This is a genomic window from Lactonifactor longoviformis DSM 17459 (assembly GCF_900129135.1).
Lineage (GTDB): Bacteria > Bacillota > Clostridia > Lachnospirales > Lachnospiraceae > Lactonifactor > Lactonifactor longoviformis.
In genome coordinates this window covers 21,154-37,894 of record NZ_FQVI01000026.1, presented here as the reverse complement: position 1 = coordinate 37,894, position 16,741 = coordinate 21,154, and the positions used below count along the sequence as shown (strand labels likewise).

At 48.0% G+C, this 16,741-nt stretch carries 13 protein-coding genes and 1 tRNA gene; 4 read left to right on the top strand and 10 right to left on the bottom strand.

Annotated features, from left to right (window positions below; translation table 11 throughout):
- The 8 genes from BUA56_RS18075 to BUA56_RS18040 form a co-directional block, all read right to left on the bottom strand.
- Complete coding sequence (locus BUA56_RS18075) at positions 1-1,383, bottom strand: TrkH family potassium uptake protein (protein WP_072854180.1); 1,383 nt, start codon at positions 1,381-1,383, stop codon at positions 1-3.
- Positions 1,384-1,402: 19 nt separating this feature from the next.
- Positions 1,403-2,404, bottom strand: a complete 1,002-nt coding sequence (gene pfkA, locus BUA56_RS18070; protein ID WP_072854179.1) for a 6-phosphofructokinase — start codon at positions 2,402-2,404, stop codon at positions 1,403-1,405.
- Positions 2,405-2,464: 60 nt separating this feature from the next.
- Positions 2,465-5,953 (bottom strand): DNA polymerase III subunit alpha, encoded by a 3,489-nt coding sequence (locus BUA56_RS18065; RefSeq protein WP_072854178.1) that lies wholly within the window; start codon positions 5,951-5,953, stop codon positions 2,465-2,467.
- A 3-nt stretch (positions 5,954-5,956) separates the two neighbouring features.
- Positions 5,957-6,544: a class I SAM-dependent methyltransferase gene (locus tag BUA56_RS18060; RefSeq protein ID WP_072854177.1), complete on the bottom strand. Its 588-nt coding sequence runs from the start codon at positions 6,542-6,544 to the stop codon at positions 5,957-5,959.
- A gap of 174 nt (positions 6,545-6,718) precedes the next feature.
- A complete protein-coding gene (locus BUA56_RS18055; RefSeq protein ID WP_072854176.1) occupies positions 6,719-7,558 on the bottom strand; it encodes a CvfB family protein in 840 nt (279 codons plus the stop codon).
- 72 nt (positions 7,559-7,630) lie between these two features.
- Positions 7,631-8,359: an acyl-[acyl-carrier-protein] thioesterase gene (locus BUA56_RS18050; RefSeq protein WP_072854175.1), complete on the bottom strand. Its 729-nt coding sequence runs from the start codon at positions 8,357-8,359 to the stop codon at positions 7,631-7,633.
- Positions 8,360-8,481: 122 nt separating this feature from the next.
- A tRNA-Gln gene (locus BUA56_RS18045) sits at positions 8,482-8,553 on the bottom strand.
- Between the two features lie 77 nt (positions 8,554-8,630).
- Positions 8,631-9,806: a cation diffusion facilitator family transporter gene (locus BUA56_RS18040; RefSeq protein ID WP_072854174.1), complete on the bottom strand. Its 1,176-nt coding sequence runs from the start codon at positions 9,804-9,806 to the stop codon at positions 8,631-8,633.
- Between the two features lie 126 nt (positions 9,807-9,932).
- Between BUA56_RS18040 and BUA56_RS18035 the strand changes: the two genes are divergently transcribed.
- Both BUA56_RS18035 and BUA56_RS18030 read left to right on the top strand, forming a co-directional pair.
- The gene (locus BUA56_RS18035) at positions 9,933-10,517 is read left to right on the top strand and encodes a M15 family metallopeptidase (protein ID WP_072854173.1); all 585 of its coding nucleotides are present in this window, start codon (positions 9,933-9,935) and stop codon (positions 10,515-10,517) included.
- Between the two features lie 121 nt (positions 10,518-10,638).
- A complete protein-coding gene (locus BUA56_RS18030) occupies positions 10,639-12,102 on the top strand; it encodes a nicotinate phosphoribosyltransferase (RefSeq protein ID WP_072854172.1) in 1,464 nt (487 codons plus the stop codon).
- Positions 12,103-12,150: 48 nt separating this feature from the next.
- Here the strand turns inward: BUA56_RS18030 and BUA56_RS18025 are convergent, their stop codons facing one another.
- Positions 12,151-13,077 carry a dipeptidase gene (locus tag BUA56_RS18025; RefSeq protein WP_072854171.1) on the bottom strand — a complete coding sequence of 309 codons (927 nt, stop codon included), beginning with the start codon at positions 13,075-13,077 and terminating at the stop codon, positions 12,151-12,153.
- Between the two features lie 347 nt (positions 13,078-13,424).
- Here BUA56_RS18025 and spoVT point away from each other — a divergent pair, with 347 nt between their 5' ends.
- The gene (gene spoVT, locus BUA56_RS18020; protein WP_072854170.1) at positions 13,425-13,967 is read left to right on the top strand and encodes a stage V sporulation protein T; all 543 of its coding nucleotides are present in this window, start codon (positions 13,425-13,427) and stop codon (positions 13,965-13,967) included.
- Positions 13,968-14,110: 143 nt separating this feature from the next.
- On the opposite strand, the gene BUA56_RS18015 is transcribed toward spoVT, so the two are convergent.
- Positions 14,111-14,893 carry a helix-turn-helix transcriptional regulator gene (locus BUA56_RS18015; RefSeq protein WP_072854169.1) on the bottom strand — a complete coding sequence of 261 codons (783 nt, stop codon included), beginning with the start codon at positions 14,891-14,893 and terminating at the stop codon, positions 14,111-14,113.
- 366 nt (positions 14,894-15,259) lie between these two features.
- Between BUA56_RS18015 and BUA56_RS18010 the strand changes: the two genes are divergently transcribed.
- Positions 15,260-16,255, top strand: coding sequence for an ornithine cyclodeaminase family protein (locus tag BUA56_RS18010; RefSeq protein WP_072854168.1), 996 nt, complete (start codon positions 15,260-15,262; stop codon positions 16,253-16,255).
- Positions 16,256-16,741 lie beyond the last annotated feature (486 nt).

Below are 16,741 nucleotides of genomic sequence, written 5' to 3'. Positions count from 1 at the left end.
CTATCCAATCAAAATCTTTTCTTCCGGCAGGTGTATATTTGAAGTCTGCCTGCGGGCCTGTATCGTAACCGCCGTGGCCAGTGTTACCGGCCCGATTCTGCCGATATACATAGTAAGAATTACAATCAGCTTCCCGGCTGCGGAAAGATTAGGTGTCAGCCCCCTGCTCAGACCGACGGTCCCCACAGCAGAAGTCATTTCATATAAAATATCAAGAAAGGGAGCATCCGATACCAGGGTAATCCCCACAACAGAAATAAAAAGAACACTGAAGCTTACCAGCACCACGATCAGTGCTGTACGGATATAGGTATCAGATACCTTCCTTCGGAATACCTCTGTCTCCTTCTTTCCCCGCAGAAAAGTTACCGCTGTCAGAACCAGTACCCAGACAGTCGTCGTCTTCACTCCGCCGGCTGTCCCCATAGGGGAACCTCCGATGAACATCAGGAGCATACACACCATCACAGACGCCTCCCTCAATTTATCCTGTGCAATCGTAAAAAATCCGGCAGTCCTGCAGGTAACCGACTGGAACAGGGACGCCATCCATGTCTGCCCCGTGGTAAAATCTCCCATGGTGCCGGGATTGTGATTTTCGAACAGAAAGATCAGCACAGTCCCCCCTGCAATAAGAATCCCCGTACTGCTCAGCACCAATTTGGAGTTCAGATTCAGATACCTCCAGGTTTTCTTCCATTCTATCTCTTTTTTAACGATCCTTCTGCCTGTTCCCACCAGATCCCACCAGACCATATAGCCCAGGCCGCCAATTACAATCAGACCCATGGTGGTAAAGTTGACCAGAGGACTCTTTGCGTACTCCGCCAGGCTGGTATCCCCCATAATGTCCATTCCCGCATTGCAGAACGAGGATACCGCGTTAAAAACAGACACAAAGATTCCCTTTCCCGCGCCGAATCTGGGAACAAACGCAAAGCAGTATAAGACCACGCCTATTGCTTCCACAATAAGCGTTCCCGTCACAATCTTCCGAATCAGCCTGGCAAGACCGCTCATAGAGTCCAGATTAAAGGATTCCCGTATCCTGTTCCTGTCATTCAGCGTAATCCGCTTTCCCACAACCATTAACACAATGGTACTCATGGTGATAATTCCGAACCCGCCCAGCTGGATTAATATCAGGATTACAACCTTGCCGAACAAAGACCAGCTGCCTGCTGTAGATACCGTAGTCAGCCCGGTCACACACACAGAAGTGGTAGCGGTAAATAATGCGTCGATAAAGGTGGTATGCACTCCGGGAGCCGAAGATACCGGCAGATATAAAAGAATTGCGCCTACAAAAATTACCCCCGCAAAACCGAGGGCAATTATTTGTGCTGTTTTTAATTTTGTACCGAGATTTTTTAAAGAATTCATGAGCAATGTCTCTTAACTGTTATTTTACATTTTTACTGTAATTGTGGGATAGAGCATGGCCTATCTCATAGGTATATTCAGGAATCGACTTGGTCATAGCCAGAGCCTCGTTAATATCAAAATCAACGTATTCCCCATTCTTATAACCGATTACCCGCTGCGTCTTCCCTTCCAGAAGAACATCCACAGCCTTAGCGCCCATAATGGATGCGTATACACGGTCCTTACAGGTAGGGCTGCCGCCCCGCTGCATATGGCCCAGAATCGTTGCCCTGGTCTCAATTCCTGTGGCAGCCTCGATCCGCTTTGCCATGGCCTCAGAATGTCCGATTCCCTCCGCATTGATGATGATATGGTGCTTCTTGCCTCTCTTGCGGTTCTCAATAATATTATTAATTACCTTCTGTTCATCGTAATCATATTTCTCCGGAAGAAGAATATCCTCAGCGCCGTTGGCAATTCCGCACCACAGTGCCAGATACCCCGCATTCCTTCCCATAACTTCTATAATGCTGCAGCGCTCGTGAGAGGTTGAGGTATCCCGTACCTTATCGATGGCCTCCATGGCGGTATTTACCGCAGTGTCAAACCCAATTGTATATTCTGTGCAGGCAATGTCCAGGTCAATGGTGCCCGGAACACCTACGGTATTGATCCCCAGATTGGCCAGCTTCTGAGCGCCGGCAAAGGATCCGTCACCGCCGATGACTACCAGTGCGTCAATCCCGTGCTTCCTGCAGATCTCAGCCCCTCTTTTCTGCCCCTCTTCCGTGCGGAACTCCGCACAGCGGGCCGTATAGAGAATGGTGCCTCCCCGCTCAATGGTATCTGAAACGTCAACTGCCGTCATATCAATAATTTCTTCATTCAGCAAACCATTGTAACCTTTTAAAATGCCCTTCATCTTACAGCCCCTGGACAATCCCCGCCTTACAACCGCACGAATCGCTGCGTTCATACCCGGGGCATCTCCGCCGCTGGTTAAAACACCGATAGTTTTTATCTCTTTCTTAGCAGTCATCTTATCCCTCCATTAATTGTCTGCACATTTTTTAACAATCTTCCACTATTCGTTCCTATTCTAATGCATTTTCATGAGTTTTTCAATACTCTTTTCTACAAGTTTAACGTTGCTTTCACCGTATTTTTCCCGCAATTTGACGAAAATACCAGTCTCAAGATCCACGTTCATAGAGGAGGGCAGCATTTTTTTTGCTTTTTCAGAACGAAGAAAGATCATCACCTGGCTTTTCCCGGGACAGCTTCTGATTTCCCCATAGAGTTCCTCCCGGGCATTTCTGAATTCCTCCAGATCTTTAAACTGCACCCAGAGTTCCCGTGGTACTGCCTCAAAGGAAAGGATTTTTTCACAGATAAGTTTGCTGGGTTTATCATCCTCCACTGAGATTCTTCCCTGGATAAATACTTTAGAGTCTACTTCCATCAGCATAGCATTGTTTTCATAATCCCGGGGGAATACCACAACCTCCACGGTTCCCAGCAGATCTTCCAGAGTGAGGAAGGCCATGGTTTTATTGTTTTTAGTATATTTTATGGTTTTGCCGGTAATCATTCCGCCCAGGACCGCTTTCGCTCCGTCGTATACCTTGGGCATACCGGTCTCCTCGTCAGGCATAAAGTCTGAGGTAACCGCCGTTATATTTTTTCTCCATACCTGTTCATATTCTTCCAAGGGATGGCCGCTGATATACACACCCAGAACCTCTTTTTCAAATGCCAGCAGTGTTTCCTTCTCATATTCCTTCACATCAGGCATTCTCACCTCATACTCCAGCTTTTCTTCCTCAGAAACCAGATCAAAGAGGCTCATCTGGCCTGCCATAACCGTCTTTTTCTCCTGGTTGACCCCATCCAGAATCTGAGCATAGACCATCATCTGCTGCCGGCGGTTCCCGGGCAGACTGTCAAAGGCTCCGGCCTTGATAAAGTTCTCAAGCGTCCTTTTGTTCACTTCCTTGCCTGACAGGCGTTCTATGAAATCTTTCAGGGTCTTGAAGGGCCCGTGTTCTGCCCTTTCCTCCACAATAGCCTGGATCACCGGGCGGCCGATGCTTTTAATGGCAGACAGCCCATAGCGTATACTGTATCCCTCAACGGAAAAGGCACTTTCTCCTGTATTGATATCAGGGGGCAGAATCTGGATCCCCATCTGGCGGCAGGTAAGAATGTACTCAGAAACCTTAGTGGGCATTTCGATTACGGATGTCATCAAAGCAGCCATATATTCCACAGGAAAATAACATTTCAGATAGGCAGTCTGGTAGGATACCACCGCATACGCAGCCGCATGGGACTTATTAAACGCGTATTTAGCAAAGTCAATCATCTCATCATAAATCTTATTAGCTGTCTTTTCGCTGATTCCCCGGTTGATACATCCGGGCACCCCTTCCTCTTCATTGCCGTATACAAAGCTCTGGCGTTCTTTTTCCATGACAGACGCTTTTTTCTTGGACATAGCCCTTCGGAGCAGATCGCTTCGTCCCAGCGTATAGCCCGCCAGAGCCTGTACAATCTGCATAACCTGCTCCTGGTAGACGATACACCCGTAGGTCGCCTTTAAAATAGGCTCCAGCTGGGGACAGTCATAAGTAATGGTCTCCGGATGGTTTTTTCCCCGGATATACTGGGGAATAAAATCCATGGGGCCGGGACGGTACAGGGAAATTCCCGCAATAATATCTTCCAGGCTCTGGGGACGCAGCTCCTTCATAAAGTTCTTCATCCCTGCGCTCTCCAGCTGGAAAATACCTTCAGTTTTGCCGCTTCCCACAAGTGCCAGCACCTGTGGATCGTTATAATCAATGGTATCCAAATCCAGGGAATGCCCAAGACTTTTTTCCGCAAGCTTCTGGGCATTCTGGATAACCGTCAGAGTCCGCAGGCCTAAAAAGTCCATTTTCAGGAGCCCCAGCTCCTCCAGAGTGGTCATGGTGAACTGTGTTGTAATGGAACCGTCAGAGGCTCTCGAGAGAGGTACATACTCGTCCACCGGCTTCTGGCTGATTACCACGCCTGCTGCATGCATAGAGGTGTGGCGGGGAAGCCCCTCCAGACGCCGGGACATATCAATAAGCTTCTGAACCGTATCATCTTCCTCGTACATCTCCCGGAGTTCACGATTCATCTTCAGCGCTTTATCTATGGTAATATTTAATTCATTGGGGATCATCTTCGCGATGGTATCGCACTGGGCATACGGCAGATCCATCACCCGCCCCACATCCCGGATCACACCTCTGGCAGCCATAGTACCAAAAGTTACAATCTGTACCACCCGGTCCTTCCCGTACTTTTCCACCACATAGTCAATAACCTCCTGGCGCCGTTCAAAACAGAAATCCACATCAATATCCGGCATGGATACACGTTCCGGATTCAGGAAACGTTCAAACAGAAGATCATAGCGGATGGGATCCAGCTGTGTAATCCCAAGGGTATATGCTACCAGGCTGCCCGCGGCGGATCCTCTTCCCGGACCGACAATAATGTCCTTTTCCCTGGCATAACGGATGAAATCCCATACAATGAGAAAGTAATCCACATATCCCATGTTAGAGATAACACCCAGCTCATAATCCAGGCGCTGGGAAAGCTCCTCCGCCCGTTCCGGGGAATACTTATCCCTCAGGCCGTCATAGCACAGTTTGTTCAGGTACTCCCAGGCCGTATACCCCTGGGGAACGTCAAATCTTGGCAGCTTTGTGACGCCGAATTCTATCTCCACATTGCATCTCTCGGCTATTCTATGGGTGTTTTCCAGAGCCTCCAGGGCATAAGGAAACAGCGCTTCCATCTCCTGAGGTGACTTTACATAATACTGTCCCCCCTCGTAGCGCATTCTGTCCTCATCCTGAAGTTTTTTTCCAGTCTGGACACAGAGGAGAATATCATGGGATTCAGCATCTGTGACATAGGTATAGTGCACGTCGTTGGTGGCGATCAGGGGGATTCCCAGCTCCTGGCTCATACGCATAAGCTGCTGATTCACATATTGCTGCTCCGGGATCCCGTGGTCCTGAAGCTCCAGGAAAAAATTCCCCTTTCCAAATACATTTTCATATTTTAACGCGGCTTGCTTTGCCTCTTCGTAAAATCTCTTTGAAATATTTCTTGCAACTTCTCCTGCAAGGCAGGCGGATGATGCAATAATTCCTTCATGAAATTCTTCCAACACTTCCATATCCACCCTGGGTTTGTAATAGAAACCTTCCACAAACCCCTTGGATACTATTTTCATCAGGTTTTGATAGCCCTGATTATTCTCTGCCAGCAGTACCAGATGGTAATACCGGTCCTCGCCCCCGGTGATTTCTTTGTCAAATCTGGAGTTCGGGGCCACATATACCTCGCATCCCATGATAGGTTTGATCCCCTGGGCTTTGGCTTCCCTATAAAAATCAATGCACCCAAACATGACCCCATGGTCTGTTATGGCTGCACTGTCCATCCCCAGTTCTTTTACTCTGGATACATATTCTTTTATTTTATTGGAACCATCCAGCAGGCTGTATTCTGTATGCACATGTAAATGGGTAAATTGTGTCATAGCTTACTCCGTTTTGCGAAGCAATACATTGAACCATTCATTGCCTTCGCTCTCTTTGCGGATATCCTCTGTAACCCAGATATCTATTAATTCCACATTACGCAGGCTCTCAACCAGATCCTCCAGGGCTCTCTTAGAGTAATCACAGAAATATCTCCCGTTATACTGTCCGTCCCTGTCCCCTTTCCGCACTGAAAAATACATGATTCCTCCCTCTTTCAGGGAACGTATCACCTTTTTCATAGCCTTCTTCACTTCCTGCGGCGTAAAATGTCCGATAATAGCACAGGCCCAGACACCGTCAAAGACGTCATCAAAGTCCATGTCCTCAAGCCTTAAGTTCAGTACTTCCTTTCCTGTATGGATACTGGCCAGCTTGCACATCTCTGCGGAAGCGTCCATTGGAGTTACTGAGATTCCTTCTTCTTCCATATAAAGGGTGTCACGACCGGAACCGCAGCCCAGGTCCAATACCTCCGCATTCTCTGGGAGCAGTTCAATAAAGGGCTTCAGCATCTCTTCCATACTTAAGTCTACTGTTTTCTCAAAATAAGGTATCGCGTATCGGTCATAATAGTCAATCGAGTCCACGTAATTTCCTCCTTTAAAAATTCAACTGTTACTTCAGTTACTTACCTATGATGGGCTGTCCGATCAGGAAGCAAAACTCCATGATCCCGCAGCAGCCGCCAAATGTGAGCAAAGCTCCTCATGGTTTGCTAACGCTCATTATATCATAACTTGTCCCCCGCGTGAAGATTGATCTTACAGTTTATAGATCCTGCCGCCCTCGATCTTTACCCTTTTTTCCTTCAGCAGATGACCAACTGCCCGCTTAAACGCATTTTTGCTCAGCCCGAACTCTCTTTGGATCACCTCCGGTGCCGCCTTGTCATCAAAGGGCAGTACCCCGGCAAATTCTTCAATCACCTGAAGAACATTTTTGGCGTCCTCGTCAATCTGGATATATGCCTTCTGTTTTGTGCTGAGATCCAGCTTTCCATCTTCCTTCACATTGGTCACACGGCAGGAGAGAACATCTCCAACCTTATATTCCCCCTGGGCTTCCCTCTTGGGAATCAGACCGGAATATTGATTGTCCACAGCCACAAACACTCCGAAATTGTCACTGATTTCATAGACCCGTCCCGTCACCTCATCCCCGATAATATAGGGAGAATTCTTTTTCAGGTAATGATAAACCTTCATAGTAGCACAGAGGCGGTCGCTCTTATCCGCGTACAGGGCCACCAGACACTCCTCGCCCTCGTGCACCCGTTTCGTCTGCTCCTTAAAAGGAAGAAAGAGATCCTTCTCCAACCCCCAGTCCAGAAACGCCCCGATCTTTCCAACCGCAGCCACCTTCAGCACCGCCAGGTGGCCAAGCTCCGCCGCAGGCTCCCGTGTGGTGGCAATCAGCCGGTCCGAAGAGTCCTTATAGATAAATACCGTAAGAACATCCCCCTCACCGGTTCCCTCGGGCACCTGCTTTTTGGGAAGCAATACCCTCTCCTTCTCCCCGGCACCAATCTTTTCTCCAAGATATACGCCAAAGTCAACAAGTTTAACAACTGTCAATTCCTGTTTTCTACCTAACTGAATCATTTTTACTCCTTCGCTTTCTCCAAACAAATGTCAAAAAGGGACAGGCCAGTCTGATTTTGGGACGTGTACTTTCTAGAAAGTACACGTCCCCTTTTCGGTCCCCTGAAACTCAACGATCACATATACTTCTCCCTGCTCATCGCACAGGGCTACGGTATACACTTCATCTGCAGCATGTACCCTGGGAATTATCATATCTCCCAGCACTGCCTGCTTTTTATATTCTGCCCGCATCTGACGGATGATAAAGTCCTCAGGCACCCACTCCATTGCCATCTGTACATACTGGCCGTTATTCACATGATGATTCGTGTCCAGATGATGGGGCCGTACCGGAAATGCCTCCTGTATCCGGCTGTCCGAAGGAAGCTTTATTTTCCTGGGGGCATAGTTCATATCCAGCTTTTCCTCCAGATGATAGCCTTCGATCTGTTCAGAGGCTACGAGAGCCGGTGAATTCGTCTCCAGGTCCATGTATGCCCAGAGGGAATTGGCATAGGCTGCCATCCGCCCTTCCCCGTCTGTGAGGGTGAAGTTCCTGCTCCCCAGGAATTTCCTGAAATCATAGGGCCAGGTGCTTACGGTTACTTTTTCACACAGTGAGGGATATCTGTCGATAACAATCTGCCAGGATGACAGAAGCCATACCTTCTTATGTTCAGCCAGATAGTCGATTCCTAATCCCACATCTTCTGAATGGAAGGTGCTGCAGTCCTGAAAATAATTTAATATAGCGTTTAACGTGATCCTTCTGTCCTCTCCAACCTCGCTGTACCGAATCCTGCTGTCAAATGAATACATGCTGCTCCTTCCTTTCTTCTCTGTCCCACCAGCCTCCGCGAGACATAATACGTCCAAACCTTCCGGTAAATTTCTCTGTACCAAAAAATAAAGTCCCAAGTAAGACTTGGGACTTTCATAAGCTGGGCTACAAGGATTCGAACCTTGAAATGACGGAGTCAGAGTCCGTTGCCTTACCATTTGGCGATAGCCCAATTTCGCGACAAAATGAATTATACAATATAACGTATTTAAATGCAAGTACTTTTTAAAATTTTTTTTATTTTTTTTATTACGTACCCACAAACCCCTGATCCACCGTGATCACAAACTGGTAGCGTCCGTCTTTTTCCTGCATCATTCGAATAACCTTGTCTAATAATTCTTCCTGCCCCTTTTTGTCGTAGTCAAAGGGAACTACAAGATCAAAGATAAGATTAATTTGTCTCTTGCCCTTCACCATCCTGAAATCATGCATGTTCAGCCGTTCGTCAATAACCTGCAGAACCTCTTCCAGCTCCTGTTTTGATTTTAACACTTCTTCATCCCTGACTTCGATGGGATCCATATGAATCACTAAGAATATCCCCAGTTCTCTGGCCACTTCCCGCTCGATCCGGTCAATGATCTCATGGGATTCTTCAATATCCGCATCCCTGGGGACCTCTGCGTGGATGGAGGCCATACTTTTATTGGGTCCGTAATTATGTACGATGAGATCATGCGTTCCCAGTATCCCCTCATAAGCCTCTACCATTTCGGATATCTTCTTATATAATTCCGGATCTGCCGCCTCCCCTATCAGCGGCTCCAGAGTCTCCTTCGCAATGGAGATTCCGGCCCACATAACCATCAGGGATACCAGAAGGCCCGCCGCTGCGTCAATGTTCACTCCCGCAAACCTGCAGATAAGAATAGAGATAAGGGTGGCTGACGTGGTCACCGCATCTCCCATAGAATCTGCCGATGTGGCAAGCATCACCTTAGAGTTAATCCGCTTTCCCAGCTTTCTGTTAAACAATCCCATCCACAGTTTCACTCCCACGGAAAGGACCAGTATCAAAAAGGGAACCAGCTGAAACGTAATCGCCTCCGGGTGCATAAGCTTGCCCGCACTGCTTTTGAAAAATGAAAACCCTACCTGTATGACAAGGAACGCAACAATAAAAGCTGCAATATATTCCATCCTTCCATGGCCAAAGGGATGCTCCTTATCCGCGGGTTTCCCGGCCATCTTCACCCCCACAAAGCTAATCACCGAAGATGCCGCATCCGACAGGTTGTTAAAGGCATCCGCCATGACCGCTATACTGTGCATCAGCATTCCAATCAGCAGCTTTATCCCAAATAAAAGTACATTGCAGAGAATACCTACCATACTGGAAAGGATTCCATATCTGGTCCTGACCTCCTCACGTCCGATGTCCTCATAATCTTTCACAAATCTGCGCACTAAATATTCTGTCATCTTTTCATCCGTCTCCTTACTCTTTCCCCCATATAGTATCGGGATTCTCTGTCTGCGTCAAGACATATTCTTACCGGCAGGCGCATAAGATTATAATAGAACCATTTCATAAGGAGGATGGAACCCATGTCATCTTGTTCTGTACTAGTAAACCGGGAGTACCGCCTGCCTGCCTCATACATTCCAAAGAATCTGGTGGAGCCTTCCATCCCCTTTGATGCACCGGCAGGGGATCCCAAGCGGCTCCTGAGAAAAGACGCGGCAAAGGCTGTACACGCCCTGTTTCAAAGGGCAAAAAGCTGTCAGATTACCCTCTGGGGGGTCTCCGGCTACCGGCCCTACAGCCGCCAGGAAGAGCTCTATAAAGCCGCCTTAAAAAAAGAAAATCTGACCGCTGACTCTCCGCCGGAAGAATTATGTAAACTTCTTGTGGCGCCCCCGGGCGCCAGCGAGCACCAGACAGGGCTTGCCCTGGATGTCTCCTGTCCCGATGTTGCCTTTGACCTGGTAGAAGAGTTTGCTGAAACTCAGGCCGGCAAATGGCTGAAGGCCTATGCCCCCCTGTACGGCTTTGTCATCCGCTATCCCAAAGGCAAAGAAGCCGTCACCGGGTACGCCTATGAACCCTGGCATATCCGTTACGTATCCAAGTCTTTGGCCCTGTATCTCTCTCTTACAGGTCTCACCCTGGAGGAATATCACCGGATCTAATCATCCGGTGTTTTTTTCTGCCATTTTCCCCGATTGTACTGTCAAAAATACCAAATATTTGCACGTTTTTTCTGGAATTGTGTTATAATAGCTACAAATCTTTTGAAGGAGAGCTATTGTTATGAGAGCCATGAATCTTACCTTACTGACCGACCTGTATGAATTGACTATGATGCAGGGATATTTTAAAAATCCTACCCATCAGATTGTTGTATTCGATGTGTTCTACAGAACCAATCCCTGCAAGGGCGGATATGCCATTGCCGCAGGTCTGGAGCAGGTTGTAGAATATATTAAAGACCTTCATTTTACAAGCGATGATATTGCTTACCTGAAAAGCCTGCATATCTTTGAACAGGATTTTCTGGATTACCTGAAGGGCTTCTTTTTTTCCGGTGATATCTATGCTATCCCGGAGGGAACTGTTGTCTTCCCCCAGGAGCCGCTCCTGAAGGTTGTAGCCCCTGTCATGGAAGCCCAGCTTATTGAGACTGCAATATTAAATATTATCAATCACCAGAGTCTTATCGCTACCAAGGCTTCCAGAATCGTCTACGCCGCCAAGGGCGCGGGCATCATGGAATTCGGACTTCGCAGGGCCCAGGGGCCGGATGCGGGAATCTTCGGGGCAAGGGCGGCCATGATCGGTGGCTGTGTGGGAACCTCCAATGTCCTCACCGGCCAGATGTTTGATGTGCCGGTCCTCGGCACTCATGCCCACAGCTGGATTATGAGCTTTTCGGATGAATATACCGCCTTTAAAACCTATGCGGATATGTATCCTGACGCCTGTACCCTGCTGGTAGATACCTACGACACACTGAAATCCGGTGTTCCCAACGCCATCCGGGTATTCCGGGAGATGAAGGATGCAGGGCATCCCCTGACCCACTACGGAATTCGTCTGGACAGCGGAGATTTGGCCTATCTGTCTAAGGAGGCCCGGAAAATGCTGGATGCGGCAGGCTTTACCGATGCTACCATCGCCGCCTCCAGCGATCTCGACGAATACCTGATCGACAGCCTGAAAACCCAGGGAGCCAAAATTGATTCCTGGGGTGTGGGGACCAACCTCATAACCTCCAGCGGACATCCCGCCTTCGGAGGCGTGTATAAAATGGCTGCCATCCGGGACAGGGACGCCGCAGAATTCACACCCAAGATAAAGCTCTCCGAGAATACTGAAAAAGTCACCAATCCCGGCAATAAAACCATTTACAGAATCTACAGCAAAGCCACAGGAAAGATCCGCGCCGATCTCATCTGCCTGGCAGAGGAATCCTTTGATGAAGCTCAGGATATGATCATTTTTGATCCCATAGACACCTGGAAACGGACTAAAATCGTTGGCGGAACCTACGCCCTTCGGGAACTCCTGGTTCCGGTATTCCTGAAAGGGGAATGCGTATACCAGTCTCCCACGGTTATGGAAATCAGGGATTACTGCAGAAAGGAACTGGATACCCTCTGGGACGAAACCCGGCGGCTTATGAACCCCTCGGAGGTATATGTAGACTTGTCAGATCGCCTTTATGAGTTAAAAAAGGCATTATTGGAAGAGATGGGTTCTGCCTCCATAAAATAGTACATGCAAACCTGGGGTCTGCGCATTTTTGCCAGGGCCCAGGTCTTTTTATGCCTCTGTTCGCCTCAAAAAGGCCAGGGCATTGTCAAAGTACATTTTATCTATGGCAGCCCGGGGAATTCCGTGGGATAACAGATAGTCGGCCGCTGAGCCAAACTTAAAAGGCGAATTCAAAACAGGAGCGATCTCAGCTCCGTCAAAGTCGCTGCCGCATGCAATTACATCTTCGCCTCCAAGCTCCAGCATATGAGATACCTGCCGGTAGACCTGATCCAAACCGCCGGATCCATCCTCCCCCAAAAAATGTCTGTACAGATTAACACCCACCAGTCCCCCTCTTCTGGCAATCTCCTGAAACTGCCAGTCCTTGAGGTTCCTATTGTGAGGGCACACACTCCGCAGATTAGAGTGGGTTGCAATAAAGGGACCATCCGCGGCACAGCACAGATCATCAAATCCGGGATCGTTCAGATGGGAAGCATCCATTATCATATGCACCTCCTCCATTTTTCTGATCACCTGTCTGCCGAAGGAGGTAAGCCCCCTATCCGTGCAATTTCCTGAACCTAATTCATTCTCTCCATTCCACACAAGCGTCATTATCTTTACCCCCCGGCCCGCAAAATGCGAAACATTCTCTAAATCGCCGTCTAATGCCCTCCCGTTTTCAATGGAGCGGATAAGAGCACATTTACCCTTTTGCGTAAGGGCCTCTATATCAGCCGCCGACTCTGCCAGCCCGGCAATGTTTCCCTGAAGCACCCCCAGTTCCTCCAGATAGTCAAGATAATGATCCGCGTAGGCTCTTCCGCCTCCCTTCGGGCAGGTATCCGGCACAAAGACAGCCATGGTCTGGCAAAGGCACTGAAACTTATCCAGGTCTGCCAGAGAAAACTGTGTGTCCCGGCAGTAAAAGCCCTCTTTCCGGTCGCACAGAGGAACAATTGTGTCGCAGTGTAAATCAAATAGTCTCATCTTGGGTTCTCCTTTCCCTTCGCAGTGTTCTCCTACTACTATATCATAAACTATTCTTTTGTTTCCAGCTTCCTTCCTTTAACCCTCACTGTAATAAATACACTCCTTAATCTAAGAAGCAGCATATCTCTGGAGCAGCAAAAAATAAGCTGTTTTTTACAAAAAATGTATAAAGTTATATTAGGTTCAGAGAATCTTAAAGTACTATAATTTAAGTGTTAAAGCTGAATATTTTTGTGAAAAGTAAAAATTAATGAATTAAGCATAATTTCCTTCATTTTACAAATAATACATTTATCTACAGATAAAAATGTAATAGAAAATATAGCATGGAGGAAGCAGATTGTATGAGAGCTACAGGGATAGTCAGAAGAATCGATGATTTAGGCCGGGTTGTAATACCGAAAGAAATAAGAAGAACATTACGGATACGGGAGAGCGATCCTCTGGAGATTTTTACGGATCGGGAAGGAGAAATTATTCTGAAAAAATATTCCCCCATCGGGGAGTTAGGAGCCTTCGCTAAAGAATATGCGGAGGCATTGTCAACGACTATGGGAAGTCTGGTTTGTATTGCAGACCATGACCAGATTGTGGCCGCCGCAGGTCCCGGCGCCAAGGAATATCTGGGCAGACGAATTAATAAAGACCTGGAGGGCTTTATTGCAGAAAGAAGGTCCAGCTGTACCTCAAGCGGGAACTTTATTAAAATAGTTGAGGATGACAGTCAGTCTTATACCGGACAAACCATATACACTATAACAAGCGCGGGAGATGCCATTGGAGCAGTCCTTTTATTATGCAGGGACGGCAGTGTGAAAATGGATGAGACTGAGAAAAAAGTGGCTGCAGTAGCCGCAGGATTTTTAGGAAGGCAGATGGAACAGTAAGCTATTACTACATGATCGTATCTATGATAAAAAGCAAGAGAGCCGCTATAGTACTATGGCCGTCTTGCTTTTTTATATAAATGAGCTATGATAAGGCAAACCATAGAATTGAAACATACGATAAACATACAATACCGTAGATGTTAATTCTTTAAAGAGTATAGCTGAATCAGGCGATTGACCCCTGTTTTTCTGTAAAGGCTCTGCAGATGTTTTTTTAAAGTATGCTCGCTGATATGCAATTGCTGCGCCCATGTTTCCATACTCTGAGAAAGTGTTAAACTTTTCAGAACCTCCAGCTCCCGGGCCGTCAGGCGGCAGCGGACGGCTAAATCAAGAAGTTTCTCTTCTGCGTCAGTGGGGACAGCGTTTACCAGAGGGACAGAGCCGTCCGCCGTCTGCTTGTCTGCAGCTAAACGCTGGCTCAGATGGCGTGCAATCATTTGCAGGATCATGACTTCCTCATTTGTGTAATCTCCGGTTGTCTTGTCACGGTACAGGGACAGGCAGCCCAGCCCCTTGCCGTCGTGGCGCAGTGTGGCGTAGACTGCATAATGGAGATTGTAGGGAGCAAAGCAGTTGCGATAGATTGGAGAATGCTCTCGGATATCTCCCTCTTGGTAAAGGTCGCTGGTACGGTAGACCTTGCAGTCCGGTTCCCAGGAGACCCAGCGGTTTTTATCCTGCATCTCTAATTTGATGTACGTATCCTCCACGATAGTGTAAGCTTCCGGAAAACAGACGGGGTTGTCGTGATAAGTAGCGGTCAGGTCCTCGTGGTCAGTATAACTGAGGATACTGCAAAAGGTACAGGGTACAAGATGATATAACATTCTTAAAATGTCCAGCTTTATTTTGTCAATAGGGGCACTTCCATAAATCGTATACAGCAGGCTGTCAAATTGCATGAGTTTTTGGTTTTCCATGGCATACCCCCTTTCAAAAAATCAAGTTCTCCTTGGAAAGCGTCTGAAAATAAAAAGTTTTTATCATTATACCACATAAAAAGAAAATTTTGTATTATATTATTAGAACATTTCGGATACCCTGTCAGACACAAGTACCCACGTATCAGGAAGCATTTATACCAGAAAAGGAGTATTTTTAAAGTAGAAATAACGGAAACTGCTTCTTTTTTGGTATAGAAATAACTTCGGGAGACCATTCACAGAATCTTATTAATATGTTTTACTAATAATAGAAAAGCGGATGGATATCTGTAAAGTTTTCACTTTTTAATCTCTCGGCGATATACTGTCCGCAATTTAAACTATTATATGGAGGGTATTGTTATGCAAAAAGTCAATCTACTATATCTGTCTCAGGAAGACATCGTATCCCTGAATATTGGTTGGGACACCATCATTAATGCCGTTGAACGGGCACTGATCGAGCACAGCAACGGCACCGTTGAGAATCCGCCCAAACGCGGCGTACATACCAGGCCCGATTGCTTCATCCATGAGATGCCCGTTTACCTAAAGAACATGGACGCATGCGGCATCAAGTGGGTCAGCGGCTATCCTTCCAACCGGGAGAAAGGTCTGCCCTTTATCTTGGGCGTCCAGGTCATGAACTCTGCGGAAACCGGTGCTCCCTACTGCATTATGGATTGCCGATGGCTCACCGGCGTGCGGACTGCCGCTGTTACTGCTGCCACTGCTAAGCGCTTCGGCCGCAAAGATTCCAAGGTTTTGAGCATCGTAGGCGGCGGCGTGCAGGGTAAGATGCATCTGCGTGCCCTGAAGCATGTGCTGCCTGGCCTGGAAGAGTGCCGGGTCTATGATAAATTCGGCAATGTTGCCGAAGGTTTCGTGGATGAGATGAGCAGGGAATTCCCCGAGATGCTCATTAAGCAGTACCCGAAGACCGAGATGCTCATCCCTGACAGCGATCTGATTTTCACTCTGGCTGGCGCCAGCCTGGCCGACTATCCCTTCATGCCAGACATGGATCTGCCAAAGGGCGTCCTGGCAGGCAGCATTGAGTCAGCCCGCTCCTGGCCCGCCCGCGTCTGCCACAGCGCTGACAAATATATCACCGACGACCTGGTCTCCACCATCTCCTTCGGTGAGGAGTGCTATCCTGGAGGCTTCCCCGAGTGGACCGCCCAGACCGGAGATGTTATCAGCGGCAAAAAGCCCGGACGCGAATCGGATGACGAAATTGTCCTAGCCTTCAACTGGGGGCTGGCCTGTGAAGATATCTCCCTGGGATGGGATATATACAACGCCGCTAAAGAAAAGGGCGTGGGCACGATTCTGCCTCTGATGCAGACTGACATTTGATAGGCGTATTCGCTTGATTAGAAAGGTTCTAAATTATGGAAGAAAAAACTAATAGAAAACTCAGCGTAGCAGAAGCTTTGATTCTGCTGGTAATTTCGGTTGCTATCCTTATGTGGGGCGTCCTAATTGCCGGCACCCCCACCGCTATAAGCCTGATGATCTCTGGCACCATCTGCGCTTTATACGGCAGCGTCGTACTCCACCAGAAGTTTGACTATATCTTTGGCCACACCATGGAGATTGTCAGCGGTGCCATGCCGGCACTGTACTTCCTGATGTTCACTGGCGCCGTTTCCGCCGCCTGGATCGCCAGCAGTACCATTCCCTACATCATCTATGTGGGCCTTAGCATCATCAAACCCCAGATCTTCTTGTTTGCGGCGCTGCTAATCACCGCCCTGACCTCCTTCTGCACCGGTTCCAGCTGGGCCATAGTCGCCTCAGTAGGTCTTGCTCTGGCAGGCATTGGTCAAGGCCTGGGCATTC

Coding starts and splice junctions, on each gene's coding strand:
- BUA56_RS18035 (WP_072854173.1), top strand. CDS start 9,933: ATGTCATCTTGTTCTGTACTAGTAAACCGGGAGTACCGCCTGCCTGCC.
- BUA56_RS18065 (WP_072854178.1), bottom strand. CDS start 5,953: ATGACACAATTTACCCATTTACATGTGCATACAGAATACAGCCTGCTG.
- BUA56_RS18050 (WP_072854175.1), bottom strand. CDS start 8,359: ATGTATTCATTTGACAGCAGGATTCGGTACAGCGAGGTTGGAGAGGAC.
- BUA56_RS18025 (WP_072854171.1), bottom strand. CDS start 13,077: ATGAGACTATTTGATTTACACTGCGACACAATTGTTCCTCTGTGCGAC.
- BUA56_RS18010 (WP_072854168.1), top strand. CDS start 15,260: ATGCAAAAAGTCAATCTACTATATCTGTCTCAGGAAGACATCGTATCC.
- BUA56_RS18030 (WP_072854172.1), top strand. CDS start 10,639: ATGAGAGCCATGAATCTTACCTTACTGACCGACCTGTATGAATTGACT.
- BUA56_RS18055 (WP_072854176.1), bottom strand. CDS start 7,558: ATGATTCAGTTAGGTAGAAAACAGGAATTGACAGTTGTTAAACTTGTT.
- BUA56_RS18040 (WP_072854174.1), bottom strand. CDS start 9,806: ATGACAGAATATTTAGTGCGCAGATTTGTGAAAGATTATGAGGACATC.
- pfkA (WP_072854179.1), bottom strand. CDS start 2,404: ATGACTGCTAAGAAAGAGATAAAAACTATCGGTGTTTTAACCAGCGGC.
- BUA56_RS18075 (WP_072854180.1), bottom strand. CDS start 1,383: ATGAATTCTTTAAAAAATCTCGGTACAAAATTAAAAACAGCACAAATA.
- BUA56_RS18015 (WP_072854169.1), bottom strand. CDS start 14,893: ATGGAAAACCAAAAACTCATGCAATTTGACAGCCTGCTGTATACGATT.
- spoVT (WP_072854170.1), top strand. CDS start 13,425: ATGAGAGCTACAGGGATAGTCAGAAGAATCGATGATTTAGGCCGGGTT.